The organism is Methylococcus geothermalis (genome assembly GCF_012769535.1).
Lineage (GTDB): Bacteria > Pseudomonadota > Gammaproteobacteria > Methylococcales > Methylococcaceae > Methylococcus > Methylococcus geothermalis.
Map to the genome: position 1 here is coordinate 2,119,546 of NZ_CP046565.1, position 22,478 is coordinate 2,142,023.

Here is a 22,478-nt window from a genome sequence, read left to right on the forward strand (position 1 = left end):
AGGCTGTCCGGGGCTCCACAACACCCTTCAAAATATGCATTCCGCCGGGCCTGTCTAATTCCAACGCGTGACGGGCACAAGGGGGGCAGGGGGGCATCGCTACGCAGATTCAGACTGATCTTGGAAGTCGCCGGCGATTGGTGGAGCCGATTTACGGCTCCACCGCTGGGCTCAAAAGCTCGACAAGCCGACGAAGTTGTAGCCGGCATCTACATAGAGAATCTCGCCGGTGATGCCGGAGGCGAGATCCGAGCAGAGGAAGGCGGCGGCGTTGCCGACTTCTTCGATGGTGACGTTCTTTCGCAGCGGCGAGGCCTGTTCGGCCTTCGCCAGCATTTCCCGGAAGTTGGCGATGCCGGAGGCGGCCAGCGTCCGGATGGCGCCGGCGGACACGGCGTTCACCCGGGTGCCTTCCGGTCCCAGCGAATAGGCCAGATAGCGGACGTTGGCTTCCAGACTGGCTTTGGCGACGCCCATCACGTTGTAGTTGGGGACGGCGCGTTCGGCGCCCAAGTACGACAGGGTGAGCAAAGAGCCGTTGCGGCCGGCCATCATCGCCCGGCCGGCCTTGGCCAGGGCGGTGAAACTGTAGGAGCTGATGTCGTGGGCGATGCGGAAGTTCTCGCGGGTGACGGCGTCGATGTAGGAGCCTTCCAGGGCTTCGCGGGGGGCGAAGGCCACCGAGTGGACGATGCAGTCGAGGCCGTCCCAGTGCTTGGCTAGATCGGTGAACAACTGGTCGATTTCGGTGTCGCTGGAGACATCGCAAGGCAGGACGATGGAGGAGCCGCATTCGGCGGCCAGCTTTTCCACGCGTTCCTTGAGCTTTTCGTTCTGGTAGGTGAAAGCGATCTCCGCGCCTTGCGCTTTCATCGCTTCGGCGATGCCCCAGGCGATGGAACGGTTGCTGGCGACGCCGACGATGAGTACGCGCTTGTCTTGCATGAAGCCCATGGGGATGCTCCTTCGGGATGGGATCTTGGAAAAGGCGCAGAGTATCGCCAAGGGTTCAAGGGCTGTCCAGCGCTATCGTGTCCGCAGGGTTCGCGTATAATTGCGCACCTTTTTAATGGGCTCGGATTAGTGAGTACCGGATCGAACGAACTCGGGTTTGGCCTGATGCTGGCCGCTGCCCTCGCGCTGGCGGGCTGCGAGGGGCCGCTCAACAGTCCCTACCCGGCGGCCGATGCCGAGCGCAACATCCTGTATTCCTCGTTTTCCGAACGCCCGAAGCACCTCGACCCCGCGCGCGCTTACAGCTCCGACGAAAGTCTCATCATCGGCCAGATCTACGAGCCGCTGCTGCAGTACCACTACCTCAAGCGCCCTTATGTCCTGGAGCCAGCGACCGCCGAGGCGCTGCCGGAGATCCGCTATCTCGATGCCAGCGGAAAGGTGCTGCCGGCCGGGGCGCCGGATTCGGCGATCGCCTACAGTGAGTACGATTTCCGCCTCAAGCCGGGCATCCGTTTCCAGCCGCATCCGGCGTTCGCCCGCGGCGCCGGGGGTGAATACCTCTATCATCATCTGAGGCCCGAGCAGTTCGCCGGCATCCGCACCCTGGCGGATTTCCGCGAAACCGGTACGCGCGAGCTGACGGCGGAGGACTATGCCTACCAGATCAAGCGCCTGCTGCATCCGGCGCTGCATTCGCCGATCGCCGAGCTGATGAAGGAGCATATCGTCGGCTTCAAAGCGCTGGGCGATGCCCTGGAGCGGGACTATTTCGCAGCTCCCAAGGGCCGCTTCTTCGATCTGCGGCCCTACGCCGTGGAGGGCGTCCAGGTCCCTGACAGCCATCGCCTGGTGATCCGGCTGTACGGCAAATATCCGCAGTTCCGCTTCTGGCTGGCGATGACCTTCTTCGCCCCGATGCCCTGGGAAGCCGACGCCTTCTATGCCCAGCCGGGGCTGATCGAGAAGAACATCACCCTGGACTGGTATCCGGTGGGCTCGGGTCCCTACCTGCTGGCGGAGAACAACCCCAACCGCCGGATGGTGCTGGAGCGCAATCCTTACTTCCATGAGGACCGCTATCCGGCGGAAGGCGATCCCGAGGACGGACCGAACGGACTGCTGGCCGATGCGGGCAGGCTTTTGCCCCTGGTAGACCGGGTGGTGATGAATCTGGAGAAGGAAACGATCCCCTATTGGAACAAGTTCCTGCAGGGTTATTACGACTATTCCGGCATCGCCTCGGACAACTTCGACCAGGCGGTGCAATTCGGCAGCTCAGGCAGCCCGGAGCTGACGCCGGAAATGCTGGAGAAGGGCATCCGGCTGGAAACGTCCGTGGCGGCCTCCGATTACTATCTGGGCTTCAACCTGCGCGACCCGGTGGTCGGCGGGCTGGACGAGGCGCACTGCAAGCTGCGCCAAGCGCTCAGCATCGCCATGGACTACGAGGAATTCATCTCGATCTTCATGAACGGGCGCGGCGTGGCGGCGCAGGGCGTGCTGCCGCCGGGCATCTACGGCTACCAGGAGGGCGAGAAGGGTATCAACCCTTACGTCTACGACTGGGTGGACGGGGTTCCGCGGAGGAAGAGCATCGAGACCGCCCGCCGCTTGCTGGCCGAGGCCGGCTATCCCAACGGCGTCGACGCCGCGACCGGCAAGCCTTTGGTGCTCTATCTCGATCTTTCCACCCACGGGGCCGACGACAAGCCGCTGCTCGCCTGGTATCGCAAGCAACTGGAAAAGCTCGGTGTGCAGCTGGTGTTCCGGGCCACCGATTACAACCAGTTCCAGCAGAAGATGGCGGCGGGCAATGCCCAGATCTACCAATGGGGCTGGAATGCCGATTATCCGGATCCGGAGAATTTCTTCTTCCTGCTGTACGGGCGCAATGCCAAGGTGCCGAACGGCGGCGAAAATGCCTCGAACTATGTCAGCGAGGAATTCGACCGCTTGTTCGAGCGGATGCGGAATCTGGACGACGGCCCCGAGCGCTTGAGGCTGATCGAGGCCCTGCAGGAGAAGGTCCGGCACGATGCGCCCTGGATCTTCGGGCTGCATCCCAAGAGTTTCTCGCTGCATCACGCCTGGTACGGCAATCTCAAGCCCCATCTGATGGCCAACAACAAGCTCAAGTACATGAAGATCGATGCCCGACAGCGCGCGGCCCGGCGCGCCGCGTGGAACCGGCCGGTGTGGTGGCCGCTGCTGGCGGGCTTCGCGCTGCTGCTCGCGGCAGTCGTCCCGGCTTACCGGCACTACCGGCAGCGGCAGAGGGCTGCCGCGCGATGACGGCCTATCTGATCCGGCGGGCGCTGTACGCGCTGCCCTTGCTGCTCGGGGTGAATGTCCTCACCTTCGTGCTGTTCTTCGTGGTCAACAGTCCCGACGACATGGCCCGCATGCATCTGGGCCAGAAGCACGTGACCCAGGAGGCGATCGATCTGTGGAAGCACGAGCGGGGCTACGATCTGCCGCAGCTCTGGAACGGCGAGGCCGAAGGGGTCGGTAAACTGACCGAGACCATCTTCTACCAGAAATCGGTGGGGCTGTTCCTGTTCCGCTTCGGCCGCTCCGACAGCGGGCGCGACATCGGCGCGGACATCGCCCAGCGGGCTTGGCCTTCGCTGGCCTTCGCCGTACCCGCCCTGATCTTCGGGCTCCTGGTCCACATCACCCTGGCGGTCGGGCTGGTCTTCTTTCGGCTGACCTACCTGGAATTCTGGGGCGTCGCGGCCTGCGTGGCGATGCTGTCGATCTCCTCGCTGTTCTACATCATCGGCGGTCAGTACCTTTTGGGGAAGCTCTTGCTGCTGGTGCCGATTTCCGGCTACGACGGCGGCTGGAACGCCGTGAAATTCCTGATCCTGCCGGTGGTCATCAGCGTGGTGGCGGGCACCGGTTCCGGCGTGCGCTGGTACAGGACGCTGTTCCTGGAAGAAGTCGAGCGCGACTACGTCCGTACCGCCCGCGCCAAGGGACTCTCGGAAACCCGGGTGCTGTTCACCCATGTGCTGCGCAATGCGCTGATACCGATCCTCACCGGCGTCGTGGTCATCTTGCCTTCGCTGTTCATCGGCAGCCTCATCACCGAATCGTTCTTCGCCATTCCGGGCCTGGGCAGCTACACCATCGACGCCATCGCCCAGCAGGATTTCGCCATCGTCCGCGCCATGGTGTTCCTGGGCTCGGCGCTGTACATCCTGGGGCTGGTGTTGACCGACATTTCCTACACCCTGGCCGATCCGCGCGTGCGCCTCAACTGATGCTGACCCTGTTCTGGACCGACGCTTTATTTCTGCTGCTGCTCGCCATGTTGGGCGGGTTGATCTGGCAGACCCGCAGGCACGAACATCTGCGCCGGCCTTGGCGCAAGGTTGCCCGGAGCCGCAGCGCGATGATCTCGGCGGTGATCCTGGTGGTATACCTGCTGATCGCAGTGCTCGATTCGATCCATTTCCTGCCGCGAGACGGGGAGGGCGGGGCTCGTTTCAAGACCGAACCGGTCAGCGCGCTGGACTGGTGTTTGACGCCGCTGCGGACACGGGTGGAGAAGACCTATTCGGCGCCCCTTGCCGTACATGGCTATGCCAGGGAAAACCTCCGCTTGCCCGACGGCAGTACCCGCTGGGACTATCCGCGCCTCAAGTACGGCGGCGCCCAGCTGAAAGACCCGGCGCGGAGCTGGCTGGGCGACGTGCTGCGGACCGGCCTCAAGGGCGCGGCCGACGGTTTCGGCTTAGGGACCATCCTCGGCTTAGGGATAGTGGCTTTGATCGCCCGTGTGCGGGGCCTGCCGTTTTCCCTGGTCGGCGGCGAAGTGCTGTCGGGCCAGAGCGAGATTCCCTGGCGCGCCATGCTGGGCACCGTCATCGCGCTGTGCGTCGGCGGCGGTGTGCTGGCAGAACTGAGCCTGAAATACCATGTGTTCGGCACCGATAAAGTCGGCGAAGACGTGCTTTACCAAAGCCTCAAGAGCATCCGCACCGGCATTTTGATCGGCACGCTGACCACCTTCGTGACCCTGCCGCTGTCGCTGCTGCTCGGCATACTCGCCGGCTATTTCCGAGGCTGGGTGGACGACGTGATCCAGTACGTCTACACCACCCTGAACTCGATTCCCGGCGTGCTGCTGATCGCGGCCGTGATTCTGCTAACTCAGGTCTACATGGCCAAGCACGAGGACGATTTCGCCAGCTTGGCGCTGCGCGCCGATCTGCGCCTGTTGTTCCTCTGCCTGATCCTCGGGATCACGAGCTGGACCGGGCTGTGCCGGTTACTGCGCGCCGAGACCCTGAAGCTGCGCGAGATGGAATACGTCCAGGCCGCGCGGGCGCTGGGCGTGCGGCAGGGGACGATCCTGTTGCGCCACATCCTGCCCAATGTGTTTCATATCGTGCTGATCTCGGTGGCGCTGGATTTCAGCTCGCTGGTGCTGGCCGAGGCCGTGCTGTCCTATGTCAACATCGGCGTCGACCCGACCACCGATTCCTGGGGCAATATGATCAACGGCGCCCGCCTGGAAATGGCCCGCGAGCCGCCCGTGTGGTGGTCGCTCACCGCCGCTTTCGCCTTCATGTTCGCCTTGGTGCTGGCGGCCAATCTGTTCGCCGACGCAGTGCGCGACGCCTTTGATCCACGCCGCGCCGACTGAAGGAGTCTTAGGTGTACCGAACCCTGATCCATAGCGCCTGCCTTGCCGATGCGCAGGCCGAGCGAATCCTGGCCGCCATTCCCGGCCGGCTCGAACCGCGGGATACCCACTGGCTGCTGCGCCATGACCGGCCGGCGGAACGCGACGCCATCGAGGCTCTGCGCACATCGCTCCGGCTGGACATCAATCCACTGCCGCCAGGCTTCGACGGCGCTGCCGTCGGCTTGCTGGTCACCGACATGGATTCCACCCTGATCGCCATCGAGTGCATCGACGAAATCGCCGACCGCGCCGGTCAGCGCCGGGCGGTGGCGGCGATCACCGAAGCCGCGATGAACGGTGAACTGGATTTCGCCCAGGCCCTGCAGCGCCGGGTTGCCCTGCTGGAAGGTTTGCCGGTGTCGGTGCTGGAGGCGGTCTACGACGAGAAGGTGGCGCTGAATCCGGGCGCCGAGGCGCTGGTCGCTGCCTGCCGCCGGCGCGGCGTCCGCATCGCCCTGGTCTCGGGCGGCTTCGATTTCTTCGTCGACCGGTTGAAGGACGAGCTGGGACTGGATTTCGCCCTCGCCAACCGGCTGGAAGCCAGGGATGGCCGCTTGACCGGCCGCATCGAGGGGCCGATCTGCGGCGGGGTGGAGAAAGCCGGCTTCCTCCTCAGCTTGTGCGGCCGGCTCGGCCTCGTGCCGGAAACCTGCATCGGCCTGGGCGACGGCGCCAATGACGCCAAGCTGCTCGGCGTGGCGGGATTGGGTGTGGGATACCGCCCTAAGCCGGTCCTGCGGGCCATCGCGGACGCGGTGATCGAATACGCCGACCTGGCGGCCGTCGCCGATTTTCTGGAAGACACGCGATGAGCGGCCCATTGCTGCAGGTCGAGAATCTCAAGGCCGGCTTCGTCCAGGGCGGGCAGATGACCAAGGCCGTCGGTGGCGTGTCCTTCGCCATCAACCGGGGCGAAACCTTCGCTCTGGTCGGCGAATCCGGTTCCGGCAAGTCGGTGACGGCGCTCTCGGTGCTGCGCCTGCTGCCGCAGAACGGCAGGATCATCGATGGCAAGGTCAGCCTCAGAGGCCGCAATTTGTTCGCTTTGCCGGAGATGATGATGAATTCGGTGCGCGGGCGCCGCATCGGCACCATCTTCCAGGACCCTCAGAGCTCCCTCAATCCAGTGATGAGCGTCGGCCAGCAGGTCGGCGAAGTGCTGCGGCTGCACAAACGGTTCAACGGCGGCGCCCTCAAGGCGCGGGTGATCGAATTGCTGGGCCTGGTCGGTCTGCCCCGGCCCGAACAGCATTTCGCCGAATATCCGCACCAGCTTTCCGGCGGCATGCGCCAGCGCGTGATGATCGCCATCGCCCTGGCGGGCGAGCCGGACCTCCTGATCGCCGACGAGCCGACCACGGCACTGGACGTCACGGTACAGGCGCAGATCCTCGAACTGCTCAAGCGCCTGCAGCGGGAAACCGGCATGGCGCTGTGGCTGATCACCCATGATCTCGGCATCGTGCACGATATGGCCGACCGCATCGCGGTGATGCGCAACGGCTTGATCGTGGAGGAGGCCAGCCGGGACGATTTCTTCAAACAGCCCGAGCATCCCTACAGCCGCCAATTGCTCGAAGCCCTGCCCAAGCTGAGCCATTGCATCGGGCGCGAACCGGTGCCGCAAGGGGGGCATCCCTTGCTGGCGGTCAGCGACTTCAAGGTGCACTACCCGGTCCGCAAGGGCCTGTTCCAGCGCGTCGTCGACCGGGTGCGGGCGGTGGACGGCGTGTCCTTCAGTCTGCAGCCGGGCGAAACCCTGGCCCTGGTCGGCGAATCCGGCTGCGGCAAGACCACCCTGGGCAAGGGCATCCTCAACCTGATCGAGACCTCCGGCGGGAAGGTCGAATTCGACGGCATCGACATCACCGCCGCCCGCGGCGAGCAGCGCCGGGCGCTGTGCCGCGCCATGCAGATCGTGTTCCAGGACCCTTATGCGGCGATGAATCCCCGCATGATCGTGGGCGACATCATCGAAGAGGGCATGCAGGCGGTGAACCTGGGCCTGAGCGCCAAGCAGCGCCGCGCCCGCGTCGAATCCCTGCTGGAGTCGGTCGGACTGAACCCGGAAAGCCGGCTGCGCTATCCCCATGAATTCTCCGGCGGTCAGCGCCAGCGCATCTGCATCGCCCGCGCCCTGGCGGTCGAGCCGCGCCTCATCATCTGCGACGAGCCCACCAGCGCGCTGGACGTCTCGGTCCAGGTGCAGATTTTGGCCCTGCTCAAAGAACTCCGGGAAAAGCAGAGGCTCAGCTACCTCTTCATCACCCACGATCTGGGCGTGGTCGCCGACATCGCCCACCGGGTCGCCGTCATGTACCGCGGCAAGATCGTCGAAATGGGACCTACCGAACAGGTGCTGCTGCGGCCCGGGCACCCTTACACTCGTGCGTTGCTCGAGGCATTGCCGGGACTGCGCAAGGCTTCGTAGCTATGCCCCTGTTCGAAGCTTGAATCCATGTTGACCGGTCTTAGATCCCGGACCCGCCGACTCAAGGCGGAAACCCTCGCGCTCTACCTAGCATCGCGCCATCCGGCGACGCCCTGGTATGCGAAGCTCCTGGTCGCATTCATCGTGGCCTATGCCTTCAGCCCGATCGATCTGATTCCGGATTTCGTTCCCGTCCTCGGCTATCTGGACGATCTGGTGCTCATCCCCTTGGGCATCCTGCTGGCCATCAGGCTGGTGCCTGCGGAGGTCCTGGCCGAATGCCGGGCCAAGGCGGCGGAGATGGCGGAGAATGGCAGGCCGGTGAGCCGTACCGCCGGATGCGTGATCGCCGGTGTCTGGGTGGCGCTCGCTGTGCTGGGGATGTTCTGGGTATCGACGCCGTTAAAAAACCGCTTGGATTTTTAGGATGATTCCGGCGGAAAACCGACCAGGTTGTTCAACCTATCCTGCGCCATTTGGGAGCAGGAGTTGGAGGGTGATCACCCTGGCCACATGAGGCAAGATCCGCAGGATGCATTTTCGGGACGGCCTGTCCTGTCCCGATAGGCGGTTTGCCCTCATTGCGGAAGGGGAGACTCACTCATTCGTCTGTTCCTGACTTTCCAGGAGTAGCGCGCGCAACCGGGCCGAGGATGGAGTGGCCGCGTCTCCGGCATCTATGACCATCCCCCGCTCAAAGTTCCCGGACTTGTGCTGTATCCTGAAAAGGGGGAAGCTTGGCCTCGCGTGCCGCGGAGCCGCTTCAAAGACTTGTCTGGATTCCAAGCGTTAACCATACGGAGAGATTGGCAGTGAGAAGGTCCTTAGATTTGGGATGCGGGGTCGTGCTGGCACTCGCAGCGGGCGCAGTCCATGCGGGCGATGTCGCAGCCGGCAAGGCGAAATATGAGAGTTGTGTCGAGTGCCACGGACGGGGGAAGGAGGACGCCGCCCCCAATGTTCCCAGCCTGGCCGGAAAAGATGCGACTTACATCAGGAAAGTGCTGAACACCTACAAGCGATGCCGCCCGGACGACTGGCTCCCTCCTTGCGGCGGTTCTGAGGAACGCATCCAGCCGTTCGGTTGGGAGCACCGCTCCAAGGACAGCGATTCGATGCGGGAGATCGCGTCGGAACTCAGTGACACCGACATCGACAACATCGCGGCCTACATCGCGACACTCCGGAAACCTTGAAGGTATCTCGCTGCGCCGGCGCCGGCATCGTCCGGCGTTTCGCGCAGCCTATGCCGCAGCGTTGCTCATCGCGGGGTGCAACGGAGTCGCAGGTTGCGCATCCCACGGGCGGGAGCCTTATCCCCTAGGCGCCCTGAATTTTCCCCAAGCCACCTTCCCGCTCAAATCGTGGGCGTAGGGGCGAAAACATGCATCAAGGGCCCTTGCGGCGCTTTGCTTTATGTCTGTATAGATATTTCCTGCTGCCCCCATCGTCCACCTTTCGCCTACCGCAGCGCCGGTCAGCTGTCCCTCTGAAACTACAGCCAGGGCGGACCATGCGCATCAAATTCCCTCCGCGTTCCCCTATCGAGTCTTCTGCCCCCTGGGCATGCCTTGACCAGCGGCCCCTCCGGAAGGTCCGCTGTCTATAGGCTCGAGCTTGATTCGTTATGTTAGAATAAACACATCGACGCGCCAGCGCTAGCAGGTTCGTCCTGTTCCAGCATCAGGAGCGTCTGACCGACCCATCGCGGGTTCCGGCGCTTCGTCGAGTTCGTCACGTGTTCGTAACACTTGTGTAATACGATGAAAGCAATCCCATTCAACACTACGCGTCACACGGCGCGGCGAGAGATATGAAGACTTCGAGGTTGATCGTATTGGCATGCCTGGTCATGGTGCCGGCCATCGCGCTGTCCTGGTGGAACGACGACTGGCGGTCCAGAAAGCAGATTTCCGTGGATGCCAGCGTCACCGGTGCGGATACCCGCGACCTGGTGGTCGACTTCCCGCTCCTGATTCGCCTGCATACGGGCAATTTCAGCTATTTTGGCGAACTGGCCGAGGGTGGGAAAGATCTCCGCTTCATGGCGGACGACAAGACGCCGCTCAAGTTCCATCTCGAGAAACTCGATCCGATCAACGAAATGGCGCTGATCTGGGTCAAGGTGCCGAGCGTGCCTGGCCAGTCGGCCAGCGAGTCGTTCTGGATGTACTACGGCAACGAGGAAGCTCCCGATGGCAGCGATGCGAAAGGAACCTACGACGTCAGCCAGAGTTTGGTCTTCCATTTCGACGAAAAGAATCCGGTGCCCCAGGATGTTACGGCCTACGGCAACCATGCGGCCAAGTCCGCGGCCGCGCCCGAACCGGCGGGATGGATAGGGGCTGCCGCCCGGTTTGCCGGAACGGGAGGCATCCAGATCAATCCATCGCCGTCGCTGCAACTGGAACCGGCGAAAGGCTGGACCTTTTCGAGCTGGATCAAGATCGAGCCCGGCGCTTCCGAAGGCTATGTGTTCCGTGCGGCCGAAGGCGAGTCCCACGCCATGGAATTGCTGCTGCGCGGCGGGATGCTGGTGGCGCGTTATGTCGCCGCCGGCAAGGCGGCCGAGACGACGCCGGTGGCGATCCAGGCACCGGACCGCTGGCAGCACGTAGCCTTCGTGTTGCGGCCGGACAAGCTGGAACTCTATCTCAATGGTGAGTCTGTCGCCCAGGTAGCCGCCGTTCCGTCGGCCATGAATCCGTCGATCGTGCTGGGAGGTGCTGCGGCCGGCGGGTTCCTGACCGGCCTGCTCGATGAGGTCCAGGTTTCGAATACGGCCCGCAGCGCCGAATGGATCAAGCTGTCGGCGCGCAGCCAGAGCCAGGATTTCAGCGTCGTCAGTTTCGGCCAGGACGAAGGCAAGAGCGGCGCGGGCGAGGTGAGCTCCTTCGTGGTCATCATTCAGAACGTGACCTTGGACGGCTGGGTGGTGATCGCCCTGACCGGCGTCATGTTCGTGGTTTCGGTGCTGGTGATGATCATCAAGGCCGTGGTGATCTCCAAGATCAAGAAGGACAACAAGGCATTCCTGACCCAGTACGAAGCCTTGAGCCCCGATGCCGATCCCGGTCAACTGGATCGTGAGGAAACCGAGGACGAAAAGGAATTGGCCGATTCCGAATTCCTTTCGGCCCTGGTCGGCAAGCACGACCATTACCAGAGCTCGCCGCTTTATCACATCTACCACGCCGGTATCCGCGAGGTGAAAAAACGCCTGGGTTCCTCCTCCAGGCCACTGACCCCGGAAGCCCTTCATGTCGTGCGGGTCAAGCTGGATTCCATCGTGGTCCGCGAAAGCCAGCGCCTCAACAGCAAGATGGTGCTCCTGACCATCGCCATCGCCGGCGGGCCGTTCCTCGGCCTGCTCGGCACCGTGGTGGGCGTGATGATCACCTTCGCGGTCATCGCCGCCACCGGCGACGTGAACATCAACTCCATCGCCCCCGGCATCGCGGCCGCGCTGCTGGCGACGGTGGCAGGGCTTGCGGTCGCGATTCCCTCCCTGTTCGCCTACAACTATCTGCTGACCCAGATCAAGGACATCATCGCCGACATGCGGGTGTTCTCGGACGAGTTCCTCGCCATGCTGTCCGAGCGCGTGGCCGACCGTTACAGGGAGGCATCGTCATGAAGGTCGAATCCGAAGAAAAGGTCTACGACGACATCAACATCACGCCCATGCTGGACGTGGCGTATGTGCTGCTCCTGATCTTCATCATCATGACCACGGCGACGGTGCAGGGCATCACGGTGAACCTGCCCAAGGCCAGCAGCACACCCAGCCTGTCCAAGCCCAAGACCAAGGCGATTTCCATCACCCAGGACGGCACCATCTACCTGGACACCTATCCGGTGTCGCTCGAGGAACTGGAAACCCGCCTGGCCCAGTACAAGGCGGCGACGCCGGACCTGCCCGTGGTGCTCAAGGCAGACGCCTCGATCCAGTACCAGAAGGTCGTCGAAGTGCTGGATATCGTCACCCGGCTCGAAATCAGCCAGCTGGGTCTGGTGACGCAGAAACTGGTGAAGTAGCGGCGCGTTCCATGAACATCAAGCTGATGCGCCGATATCTGCCCGTCGCCGTCGGTGTGGTTCTGATCCTGCTGGTAGCTCTCGGCGTCTATCTGGCGAGGGATCTGTTCGACAAGCCGGCGCAGACCAAGAAGCAAATCCAGCAGATCACCGTGGTTCAGCCGCCGCCTCCGCCGCCGCCCCCGCCTCCGCAGGAAAAGCCGCCCGAGCCCGAGGTCAAGGAGGAAAAGATGGAGGAGCCGGAACCCGAGCCGGAGCCGGAACCCGAGCAGGCCGAGGAGCCGCCGCCGGGTGAGGATCTCGGCGTGGATGCCGAAGGCGGCGCCGGAAGCGACGGTTTCGGGCTGGTCGGCAAGAAAGGCGGGCATGGCCTGATCGGGGGCGGGGGCGGCAACGCCATCATCTGGTACGGCCAGCAGTTGCAGCGGACCGTCTCCGGCGAGCTGCAGAGAAAGCTCAAGGACCGGGCACGCAACAGCCGGTACCAAGCCGTGCTCCACATCTGGATCAGCCCCCAGGGCACCATCAGCCGGGTCGAGCTGGGGAAGTCGAGTGGCATCGAAGAGATCGACGAAGCGCTCAAGGCTGCGCTGGCAACGATGCACGGACAGCTCGATCCGCCCCCGGAGCGCATGCCGCAACCGGTCAAGATCAGGGTTCAGTCCGAAGGTTAACAGGCACCTATTGAAAACTACCGCACCTTGGATGCGGCGAGGCAAACAAACGGGACATTATGAAAAGCGAACACAAATCCCTTGCGCTGCTCGTTTCCTGCGCGCTGGCGGGGTCGCCTGCCGCTTACGGCGGCGAGAAGAACGAGAAGGAGGAACTGCTCACGCTGCGCAACACCACGCTGAACCTGATCGAGCTGCTGGTCCAGCAAGGCATCCTGGACAAGGGCAAGGCGGACCAGATGATCCGGCAGGCCGAGCAGAAGGCGGCGGCCGAAGCCAAGGCCGAGGCGCGGCGGGAAGCCGAGCAATCGGCATCGGTAGGCGGAGGTGCGAGACCGGAAGGGAAGGACGGCGCCTCGGGCAAGGCCGAAAAGAGCAAGGGCGAGCCGGGTACCGTGCGGGTCACCTATGTACCGGACTTCGTGAAGGATGAGATTCGCGCCGAGGTGCGCAAGGAACTCAAGGATGAGGTGGTCAAGGAGGTCAAGGCGAACGCCAAGCAGGAGAAGTGGGGCGTTCCGGCGGCCTTGCCGGACTGGGTCAACCGTTTCAAGTTGTTTGGGGACTTTATGGTTCGCTCCGAAAACCAGTTTTTCGGCAGCAGTAACCGTCCCAACACCTATTTCAATTGGCCGGCAATCAACGCGGCTGGAGGTATTACACAACTCGGTGATCCTTACCGAAATACGACGAACGATTTCAATCTTTGGAAGCTGCGGATGCGGCTGGGTTTGGAGGCAAAAATTACCGACGAATTGCAAGCCCAGATCAGGTTGACCACGAGCAACCAGTACAGTCCTATTTCAACGAACCAGGTCATGGGACAGTATGGTACCGGATATCAAGTACAGCTCGATCGGGCATTCCTCCAGTACGACTATCTGGACGACAAAGGCCAGGATTGGGTTACATTGTGGGCCGGGCGGATGGCGAATCCGTGGTTCAGCACCGACAACACCTTCGATCCTGATCTCAATTTTGAGGGATTTTCAGGCACCTTCCGCTTTCCGTTCGGGCATGACTACAACGCGGAAGTCATCGCCTACCATGTGGTCAGCACGGCGGGACGTCAGCAGTTCAACTGGGGTTATACGAAGCCGAACGAGGCCTATCTGACCTTGGGAGCCTTCCCCTTGGAACAGGATACATTGTTTGGTGCCAGTAAATACCTGTGGGCGGCGCAGGGCGGTATGGATTATCTGTTCAACCGCAACAACCGTTTCAAGATCGGTGTGGCCTATTACGACTATAACAATACCCAGGCAAGGCGCGATCCCCTCGGCAGCACGAAGTATGACTGGACGGCGCCCCAGTTCTTTACACAGGGCAACAGCCTGGCACGGATCAGCAATGATCTCAATTCTTCGACCGAGCCGCGCCTGGTCGGTCTTGCTTCGAAATTCGAAATTTTCGATGTCACGGCGACTTACGACTATACGGGTTTCTATCCGCAGCACGTGATGTTGATTGGAAGCTATTCGCACAATTTCGGTTTCGATCAGCAACAAATCTACAACACGCTGGGCGAGGATTTACAGCCTCGAACCAACGCCTTCGAAGCCCGTTTCGAGGTCGGCGAACCGAACATCCAGCGCTTCGGAGACTGGAACGTCTGGCTGGCCTACAAGTACCTGGAAGCGGACTCGGTGCTGGATGCCTTCACCGATTCCAATTTCCACGCCTATGGCGGCACCAATGCGAAAGGCTGGGAATTGGCTGGCAACTATGCCATCGCCAACAACACTTGGCTCGGCCTGAATTGGCTGTCCAGTTCGGTGATCTCCGGTCCAACCTATAACGTGAACACTTTGCTGATTGACCTGAATGCTCGTTTCTAGTCCTGACGTGTGAGGAAAGTAGTTATGCCGTCCGCCAAGGACACCGAGAAAAGAAGCAGGGATTCGATCCTGCTGCCGCTTCCCTCACGCCTGGCGCCCGCCGTAGCGCTCGGCTTGTGTTCGCTGGTCTGGAGTGCATCGGTTTTCGCCGAGAAGCCGAAGGGCGACGAGGGTGTCGTCCAGACCCTGCGCAAGGCCCAGGGCATGCTGCGGCAGCTCAGCCAGGAGAAAATCGAGCTGGAGGCCAGGAACGTCGCGCTCGAAAAGCAGCTCGCCGACCAGGCCGCCGCGCTCAAGGCGCTCGAGGCCAGGGCCGCGAAGCTTGAACCCCTGCAGGGGGAACTGAAGCAGATCACCGCCGCCCGGCAGAGCCTGGAACAGCAGCTCGGCGGGCAGACTTCGCGGCTGCGTGCGGTATCCGAGCTGCACAAGAAAGCCTTGGCCGAGCTTGAACGCTACCGGAGGGACAACCAGCTTCTGGTCGATGCGGTCAAGGAGCGGACGCGCTGGATCGAAAGTTGCGCTGCCAAGAACCGCGACCTGGTGCGGGTGAACCAGGAAGTCCTGAAGAAATTCGGCAACAGCAGCTTGCTGGACAAACTGGCGGAATCCGAGCCGTTCACCGGCATCGCCGCGGTCGACAAGGAAAACGCGGTACAAGAGTTCCGCTACAAGATCGAAGACCTGGAAGTCACGCCCTGGAAGGAGGCGCCGCCTCAAGATTCGGCAGCTCCTGCGAGAGGCGTATCCGATGCACCGCCGGCGAAGGAAGAAGAAGAAGACGAAGATGGGGAATAGAATCTCGTTAACGATCATTGTGGTTGGCACCACCCCTGAAAATGAAAGAGACTAAGTGGGTGGAGCGAGTAGAGGCCGTGATGGTTTTTTGGCGGTCTGACGCCGTAGCTAACGTCGTTTCTTTTACGCTAAAAAGGGTCGCAAGAGCGCGGCGGAGGCGAAGCCCATTGGTGTGATGCTCAAGTTCAAGATGCTGGTCTTGCAGCATCTGTACAATCTGGCGGCCTTGTGGCCTACCACAGCCTGCGCCTTGTAGGGCAATGGGGGCTGAATGGCGAGATTGCACCGATCCGCCATCCGGTCAAACGCCGTTGGATCAAGACGGTGCTGCCTGTGAGTGAATGGATGCAGAAAGGCAGGAAATCATGTACCGGGTGGCGAATTTCGTGGCCTATGCCCGAAAACTCGTGCTCGACTTCAGGCGTGGTAGCGCTTGTCGATGTTTTCGTACAACTTCAAACCCGGCTGCACACCGTCCCACCTGGCTGAATATCCTCCGCCGGAATCCCTCTTGGCCGTGCATTCCGGTCAGACGGATTCAGGGAGAATTCATCGCCATCCTCCGCCCAGAGACTTGTAAAGGTCGATCATTGCAAACACTTGTTTTTGCTTTGTTTCGATCAACTCCCGCTTGGCATCTAGGGCATCCCGTTGCGTCGTCAACACATCGAGATAATGCGTCCGTGCGGATTTAAAGAGTTGAATGGATATATCAATTGATTTGTTTAGGTAATCCACCTGATTAGTTTTTATCGCAAAGCTTTTCTGCATGTTTTCTATATTGGCCATCTGATTCAACACCTCAACATAGGCGCTGATTATGGTTTTTTCGTATTCGAAGGCGGCCTGGACCTGTTTGACGTTTGCAGTTTTATAAGCAGCGATGATGGCATTTTTGTTTACCAGAGGAGCGACCAACTCACCTGCGACATAGGCCGCCAATGATTCCGGCGTATTGATGAGATATTTCATTGCAAATGCATCAAATCCAACCCCGGCCCTAATGCCGAAGGAGGGGAAGAACTCCGCTCTGGCCACTTCGATATTCAGCCGGGCTGCAGCCAATTCCAGTTCTGCCTTTTTGATGTCGGGTCTGTTCTCGAGCAGTTGTGATGGTATACCGGTATTGAGCATCTTTGGACTGAACTCCAGGAAACCGGAGGACGTCCGCTTGACCGGCTCAGGGGTGCGACCTAATAAGTAATTGATCCGATTTTCTACAATGGTGATCTCCTGCTTGATATCATATTTTTTACTTTGGTTTTTGGCCACTTCCGCCTCATACCGCTTGATAGCGAGAGTGTCTGCTCTTGCAAATTTTTGAAGTTCCTTGACGATCTGTAATGCATTCTGCTGGATCGCAATGTTCTGTTCGAGATTTTCCAGCTGATTATCCAAAGTAACCAGTTCATAGTAGGACTTCGCAACTTCTGCTACGAGGTTCGTTATCAGGAAATTCCTCCCTTCCATCGTAGCCATATACTCCAGCATGGCCACCTCGGTCGCGTTCCTAAGCTTTCTCCAGATGTCGATCTCCCAGGTTGATGTCAGACCAAACTGATAGTTGCCTACAAAAGTTGGAAAAGGATTCCCTGCAAGAGGAAGATTACGTTCAACCGCACCGTTGAAGGTATATTCGCCAGGCTTTTCTCCTCCTGCCGCTGCGCCGGTTCTAACAAATGGCATGTACGCGCCTCGCCGCGCCTGTATCTCATTTTCGGCGACACTGATCCGCTGCATCATGATATTGATTTCCTTATTGTTGGCGATAGCGACCTCCAACAGATTTAACAGGTTTTGATCCTCAAAGAAATCTTTCCACTTGATATTTGACGAGTTTGCTTTTCCGGCACGTTCGAGCCCGAATTGATTCGGCAGATGGATATCTGCCGTCCGGGTTGTCATATCAGGAATGCCACAGGCTTGCAACGTCAACAGTGCCATGATGATTGAGAATCGACGTATAACCCTAGTCATTAAGGTTATCCCTGGTATAGCGATAGGTTTCAGTTAAAGGCTCGCTGCCCTCGTTCTTGACCAGTGATTTACCATCGATGATTTTACCGAATAAGTAATAAAGTCCCGGGATGAGGACAACCCCTATCATAGTCCCGAAGAGCATCCCCCCCATCGAAGCCGTACCAATGGTGCGGTTACCCACCGCGCCCGCGCCCGTCGCCATGACCAAGGGTATCAATCCTGCTATGAAGGCGAACGAAGTCATGAGGATGGGGCGGAAGCGCGCCTTTGCTCCTTCGATTGCGGCCTCCTTGACGGATAATCCTTGGCTATGCCGTTGAACAGCGAATTCGACGATGAGCACGGCGTTTTTTCCTAACAAGCCAATCAACATTATCAACGCAATTTGCGAATAGACATCGTTGGCGAGTCCAAGTATCTTCAATAAAAAATAGGAGCCAAAGATACCTGCCGGCAAGGAACATAACACTGCCATGGGTAAGAGAAAGCTTTCGTACTGGCCTGCCAGAACAAGATAGACGAATACGATGACGACGATAAACACAATGATTGCTTCGTTACCGCGGGCGGCTTCGTCGAACGATAAACCCTCCCAGGCAATGTCATAACCACGTGGTAGTGTGGCTGCCGCAACGTTCTTGACCGCCTCGATAGCATCGCCTGATGTATATCCAGCGGCCGGCACCGCTCGTATGACAGCAGAGTTGTAAAGGTTGTATCGGGTTATTTCATTCGGGCCTTGCGTCTTTTTCATGGTCATGAATGATGAATAAGGCACCATTTCCCCTTCATCATTTTTGACAAAATAATTCAAAATATCTGATGGATACCTCCGGTATTCCGGGAGAGCCTGTGCATAGACTTTGAAAAAGTTATTGAAACGGATAAAGCCCTGCTCATAGGTACTTCCGATCATGATATCCAAGTTTTCCATGGCCTTGGAAATAGAGACATGCTTCTGCATGGCGAGCTTATTGTCGATCACAAGCTCATACTGCGGGAAATTGGCTGCGTAGAAAGTGAAAAGGCCGGTTAACTCCTTGCGTTTTCTCAATTCCGAGAGGAAATCCTGAGTGATTTTGTCGAATTGTTGATAGTCGATATTCTCTGATTTGTCGAGCAGACGCAAGGCCAAACCTGAGGCGGCCCCATAACCGGGCACGGCAGGTGGCTCGAAGAACTCGATGATCGCTCCAAAATCTTTAGATTTTTCCTCAAGTTCTTTGATCACATCTTGTACCGAGTTCTTGCGTTCAGACCAATCTCTCAGGTTGATGATACAAGTGCCCGCATTTGAACCACGACCTTCGGTGAGAACCTCGTAGCCAGCAAGGGATGAAACGGATTGCACGCCATCTATACCCTTAGCTATTTCCTCAAGTTCCCGAGCTACTTTGTTAGTGGTTTCAATCGTCGATCCAGGCGGAGTTTGAATGATCGCGTATATCATCCCTTGATCTTCACCTGGAATAAAACCCGCCGGCAAGGTTAAGTTGACGCCATAGATTCCGAAAGAGAAAGCAAAAAAAGCCAGAATAGTTACGATTCGTCGAGTAACGACCATATCCAGAATCTTGACGTATCGTCCTGTCACCTTCTCGAAGTAATAATTGAACGCGTCGATGAAGATGCTGATAGGGGATTTCCTTTTCTGCTGTCCATGCATATTTTTCAGTATCATTGCGCAAAGCACTGGAGCAAGCGACAACGCGACGAGGGCAGAAATTAGGATAGAGGACGCCATCGTGATGCCGAATTGCCGATAAAACACCCCAACAGGGCCACTCATGAACGAAATCGGTACGAAAACCGAAATCATAATCAGCGTGATTGCAATAATGGCACCCCCAATCTCACTCAACACCCTTTTGGATGCCTCATACGGAGAGAGATGCTCCGCTTCCATCTTGGCGTGCACGGCTTCTACCACCACGATGGCGTCGTCGACGACAATACCGATGGCGAGTACCAAGGCAAATAACGTGATCAGATTGATTGATAGTCCGAAAGCCTGCATGACAGCGAACGTACCAATCAAGGAAACGGGAATAGAGAGGATTGGAATCAATGTGGAGCGCCAGTCTCCCAGGAAAATGAACGTAACCAGTGCAACCAGTATGAACGCTTCCATCAATGTATGAAGAACCTTGTGGATGGATGCATCTAGAAATCTGGACACGTCGTAATTTATTTCGTAATCCATACCCTCTGGAAAAGAGCTCCTCAACTCTTTCAACTTCTCCTTTACATCCTCGATCACCTTGCTCGCATTGGTACCGTAATTTTGGTTGAGCACGATCGACGCAGAAGGGAGTCCGTCCTTGTCCGAGTAGATATTGTAAAACTCGCTATTCAGATCAACGGTCGCAATATCCTTAAGACGCAGGATTTCACCTTCAGAATTAGCACGTATAATGATTTCTTCATACTGTTCAGGCTTATTGTATCTCCCTTGATATACCAAGACATATTCCTTTGACTGCGCACTAATTCCGGTGCTCTGCCCCAACCTACCAGGGCGGCCTATAATACTCTGTTCGCCGATTGCCTTCATTACCTCTTCGGTTGATACCTTATAGGCTCTCATCCGTTCTGGATTGAGCCATACTCGCATGGCATACTGACGGCTGCCCAATATCCTCGCCTGCGCAATCCCATTTACCCGTTGGATTTCAGGAATGACATTGACAAATGCATAATTGAATAAGAATTTTTGATCGGCGTCCTTATTCCTGCTAAAGAGATTGATATACATGAGCATACTAGGCTGCACACGCTGCACCCACACACCTTCGAGCGTAACCAGCTGTGGAAGACGGCTCATGGTTGTATCTAGCCGTGTCTTGACGTCGATCATGGCTTGCAGAGGATCGACTCCCAGATCGAATAAAATCTGGATCGTAGCTTCCCCGGCGCTCGTCGAGGCGGAGACCATGTATTTCATTCCGGGTACGCCATTGATTGCGCGCTCGATGGTGATGATGGACGACTGCACCAACACATCTGCACTGGCTCCAGGGAATGAAAGAGAAACGGTGACACGTGGAGGCGCAATATCTGGAAACTGCGATACCGGCAATGATTTGATCGACAAGAACCCCATGAAGACAATCAAAAGCGATAGCGAGATTGCCATCACTGGTCTATTAATAAAAATGCCAAACATATTTGACTTAATTCGCCTGATTATTCGGCATGCAGCTGCAGATTGGACTGTAGCTTCTCTTTGGGAATCATAGTGACGTCTACATGATCGCCTGGGTGCACTTTTCGCATACCTTCGATCAATATCTTGTCGTCATCATCGACGCCTTCCTTTACGAGAAAGAAATAGGGTATCTCAGCGTCCACTTTGATGAGTCTCTGCTCAAGGTTGCCGTCTTTATCAATTATGTAGACAAACGTCTTGTCCAAGACTTCGAACGTGGCCTTTTGAGGGATGATAAGAGCGTTTTTATAAGGTTTTCTCATGATGATGGTTCCGGTCTGTCCATGCCGAAGGAGACCGTCCGGATTTGGAAATGTTGCCCTGAATTCGATATTGCCTGCAGTATTGTCGAAATCGGCTTCGATCGTTTCAATCGTACCTTCCTGATCGAATATAGCACCATTTGCCATCTTCAGTCGTACTTTTGAGTAAGTCTGATCATCATTCTTTTTCATCTTGTACTCAAGATATTCGGATTCTGGTACGTTGAAATAAACCCATAGTTTGCTGATGTCGGAAAGCGTAGTTAATAGTGTCCCCTCATCTAAAAGACTGCCAGTTCTGACCAAGAGATGATCCATGATCCCGTCGAATGGCGCTTTTATAACCGTGAAGCTGAGATGGGTTTCCGCCAGCTTCACCTCGGCATTGGCCTTATCTAATTTTGCCTTAGCCAAAGCGAGCTCATTCTGGGAAACGATATTCTGGTCAGCCAAACCCTTCGTATTCGTGTATTCGATATTCATTACATTGGCTTCTGCCTGTGCTCTCATAAGCTCCGCCTGATATATGTTCGGCATGATTTTGAACATTAGTTGGCCCTGATGCACCATCTGCCCTTCGTCAACATATATATTCTGCAAATACCCTTTCTCCATGGCGCGTACCTCAATATGTCTGAACGCACGAATCTGACATACATATTCCTTTCTGATTGAAATTTCTTTGCGAAATGGAGTGGTTGCTTCGTATCTCGGATTGTCATAGTGCACGTCGCTCTCAGACTGCTGACAGCCATACATCAATATGGATATGAGATAGAGATATACATGAGCCTTGGCGATCATTTTTGAATGCGCGTTCGTCATTATTAAATCATGTTAGTCGTCCATATCGCATAGAGGGTGTGTCACGATGGCTCGACTTTTGGAAACGATAGATAAGTATTCGACGGTCTTCGTTTTCTAGAGAAGATAACGTTGGCACGGTATCACTGCAGGTGAAACCACTAGCTTGCTGAATTCGTTGGATAGGGTTGCCTGCACTATGGTGGTATCCGGCCAGTTATCTATCATTTGCTTCACTGATCTATAAAGGCAATCATTTAGTGAGGCCCAACAACGCCGACTCAAGCTGTTTATCCTACCGCCGTATTCGCTCCACCTGAGCCCGGATGAACAAGTCTTGGGTCAGCTGATGCGCCAGGTAGTCATGCGCCTGGTATAGAGTGATGACCACATGGAGCGATTACCCTCTCTACACTACGCCATATTAAAAAAACTACTGGAATTGGCGGCGTCAGTCTTCCGTCAGTTTGAATGCCAATGCATCATTGTGTGACTCTGCTTTCGAGAAACGTAGTAAGAGAATGGATGCTATGTGACCTACTTTTGTCACGAGCAAATCCTCTTGGCTGGGAGACAAAAACCGATGACAGTGAGAGTCTGCACATACTGGGCCATGGAGTTCGTGGAGACCGATGGTTGGCGGTTCGCGAATTAGATTATGCAGGTGTCGTGCCAGTAGTCATGGTCGTATTCGGATATTTCCAAGGGGTTGGCGTTACAAACCCCAACGTTTTGATTCAGCCTCTACAAATCAATGGGTTGAAGACTCGCGTATAAAGGCGTAGCGAGTA

At 57.8% G+C, this 22,478-nt stretch carries 16 protein-coding genes; 12 read left to right on the forward strand and 4 right to left on the reverse strand.

Annotated features, from left to right (window positions below):
• Positions 1 to 171 precede the first annotated feature (171 nt).
• On the reverse strand, positions 172 to 954 hold the full coding sequence (locus GNH96_RS09970) for an enoyl-ACP reductase FabI (RefSeq protein ID WP_169603531.1): 783 nt from the start codon (positions 952 to 954) through the stop codon (positions 172 to 174).
• 129 nt (positions 955 to 1,083) lie between these two features.
• Here GNH96_RS09970 and GNH96_RS09975 point away from each other — a divergent pair, with 129 nt between their 5' ends.
• The 12 genes from GNH96_RS09975 (at position 1,084) to GNH96_RS10030 (ending at position 15,432) form a co-directional block, all read left to right on the forward strand.
• Positions 1,084 to 3,249, forward strand: coding sequence for an ABC transporter substrate-binding protein (locus GNH96_RS09975; RefSeq protein WP_169603532.1), 2,166 nt, complete (start codon positions 1,084 to 1,086; stop codon positions 3,247 to 3,249).
• Positions 3,246 to 4,223, forward strand: coding sequence for an ABC transporter permease (locus GNH96_RS09980; protein WP_169603533.1), 978 nt, complete (start codon positions 3,246 to 3,248; stop codon positions 4,221 to 4,223). The genes GNH96_RS09975 and GNH96_RS09980 overlap by 4 nt, the downstream gene beginning before the upstream one ends.
• Positions 4,223 to 5,611: an ABC transporter permease gene (locus tag GNH96_RS09985; RefSeq protein WP_169603534.1), complete on the forward strand. Its 1,389-nt coding sequence runs from the start codon at positions 4,223 to 4,225 to the stop codon at positions 5,609 to 5,611. The genes GNH96_RS09980 and GNH96_RS09985 overlap by 1 nt, the downstream gene beginning before the upstream one ends.
• An 11-nt stretch (positions 5,612 to 5,622) precedes the next feature.
• Positions 5,623 to 6,465, forward strand: coding sequence for a phosphoserine phosphatase SerB (gene serB / locus GNH96_RS09990; protein ID WP_169603535.1), 843 nt, complete (start codon positions 5,623 to 5,625; stop codon positions 6,463 to 6,465).
• The gene (locus GNH96_RS09995) at positions 6,462 to 8,084 is read left to right on the forward strand and encodes an ABC transporter ATP-binding protein (RefSeq protein ID WP_169603536.1); all 1,623 of its coding nucleotides are present in this window, start codon (positions 6,462 to 6,464) and stop codon (positions 8,082 to 8,084) included. The genes serB and GNH96_RS09995 overlap by 4 nt, the downstream gene beginning before the upstream one ends.
• Before the next feature lie 27 nt (positions 8,085 to 8,111).
• The gene (locus GNH96_RS10000; protein WP_169603537.1) at positions 8,112 to 8,510 is read left to right on the forward strand and encodes a YkvA family protein; all 399 of its coding nucleotides are present in this window, start codon (positions 8,112 to 8,114) and stop codon (positions 8,508 to 8,510) included.
• A gap of 419 nt (positions 8,511 to 8,929) precedes the next feature.
• Positions 8,930 to 9,280, forward strand: a complete 351-nt coding sequence (locus GNH96_RS10005; RefSeq protein WP_228719804.1) for a c-type cytochrome — start codon at positions 8,930 to 8,932, stop codon at positions 9,278 to 9,280.
• Positions 9,281 to 9,897: 617 nt separating this feature from the next.
• Positions 9,898 to 11,721 (forward strand): DUF2341 domain-containing protein, encoded by a 1,824-nt coding sequence (locus tag GNH96_RS10010; RefSeq protein ID WP_169603539.1) that lies wholly within the window; start codon positions 9,898 to 9,900, stop codon positions 11,719 to 11,721.
• Entirely contained in the window at positions 11,718 to 12,122 is a 405-nt protein-coding gene (locus GNH96_RS10015; protein ID WP_169603540.1) for an ExbD/TolR family protein, read from the forward strand. Before GNH96_RS10010 ends, GNH96_RS10015 begins: the two co-directional genes overlap by 4 nt.
• Positions 12,123 to 12,133: 11 nt before the next feature.
• Entirely contained in the window at positions 12,134 to 12,796 is a 663-nt protein-coding gene (locus tag GNH96_RS10020; protein ID WP_169603541.1) for a TonB family protein, read from the forward strand.
• Positions 12,797 to 12,855: 59 nt separating this feature from the next.
• A complete protein-coding gene (locus tag GNH96_RS10025) occupies positions 12,856 to 14,634 on the forward strand; it encodes a putative porin (protein ID WP_169603542.1) in 1,779 nt (592 codons plus the stop codon).
• A gap of 24 nt (positions 14,635 to 14,658) precedes the next feature.
• The gene (locus tag GNH96_RS10030) at positions 14,659 to 15,432 is read left to right on the forward strand and encodes a hypothetical protein (RefSeq protein ID WP_228719805.1); all 774 of its coding nucleotides are present in this window, start codon (positions 14,659 to 14,661) and stop codon (positions 15,430 to 15,432) included.
• A gap of 549 nt (positions 15,433 to 15,981) precedes the next feature.
• Here the strand turns inward: GNH96_RS10030 and GNH96_RS10035 are convergent.
• Genes GNH96_RS10035 through GNH96_RS10045 form a run of 3 tightly spaced genes read right to left on the reverse strand, consistent with a single transcriptional unit; the run spans position 15,982 to position 21,687 of the window.
• The gene (locus tag GNH96_RS10035; protein WP_228719806.1) at positions 15,982 to 17,376 is read right to left on the reverse strand and encodes a TolC family protein; all 1,395 of its coding nucleotides are present in this window, start codon (positions 17,374 to 17,376) and stop codon (positions 15,982 to 15,984) included.
• A 25-nt stretch (positions 17,377 to 17,401) separates the two neighbouring features.
• Entirely contained in the window at positions 17,402 to 20,578 is a 3,177-nt protein-coding gene (locus GNH96_RS10040) for an efflux RND transporter permease subunit (protein ID WP_169603544.1), read from the reverse strand.
• Between the two features lie 20 nt (positions 20,579 to 20,598).
• Positions 20,599 to 21,687, reverse strand: a complete 1,089-nt coding sequence (locus GNH96_RS10045) for an efflux RND transporter periplasmic adaptor subunit (RefSeq protein ID WP_169603545.1) — start codon at positions 21,685 to 21,687, stop codon at positions 20,599 to 20,601.
• Positions 21,688 to 22,478 lie beyond the last annotated feature (791 nt).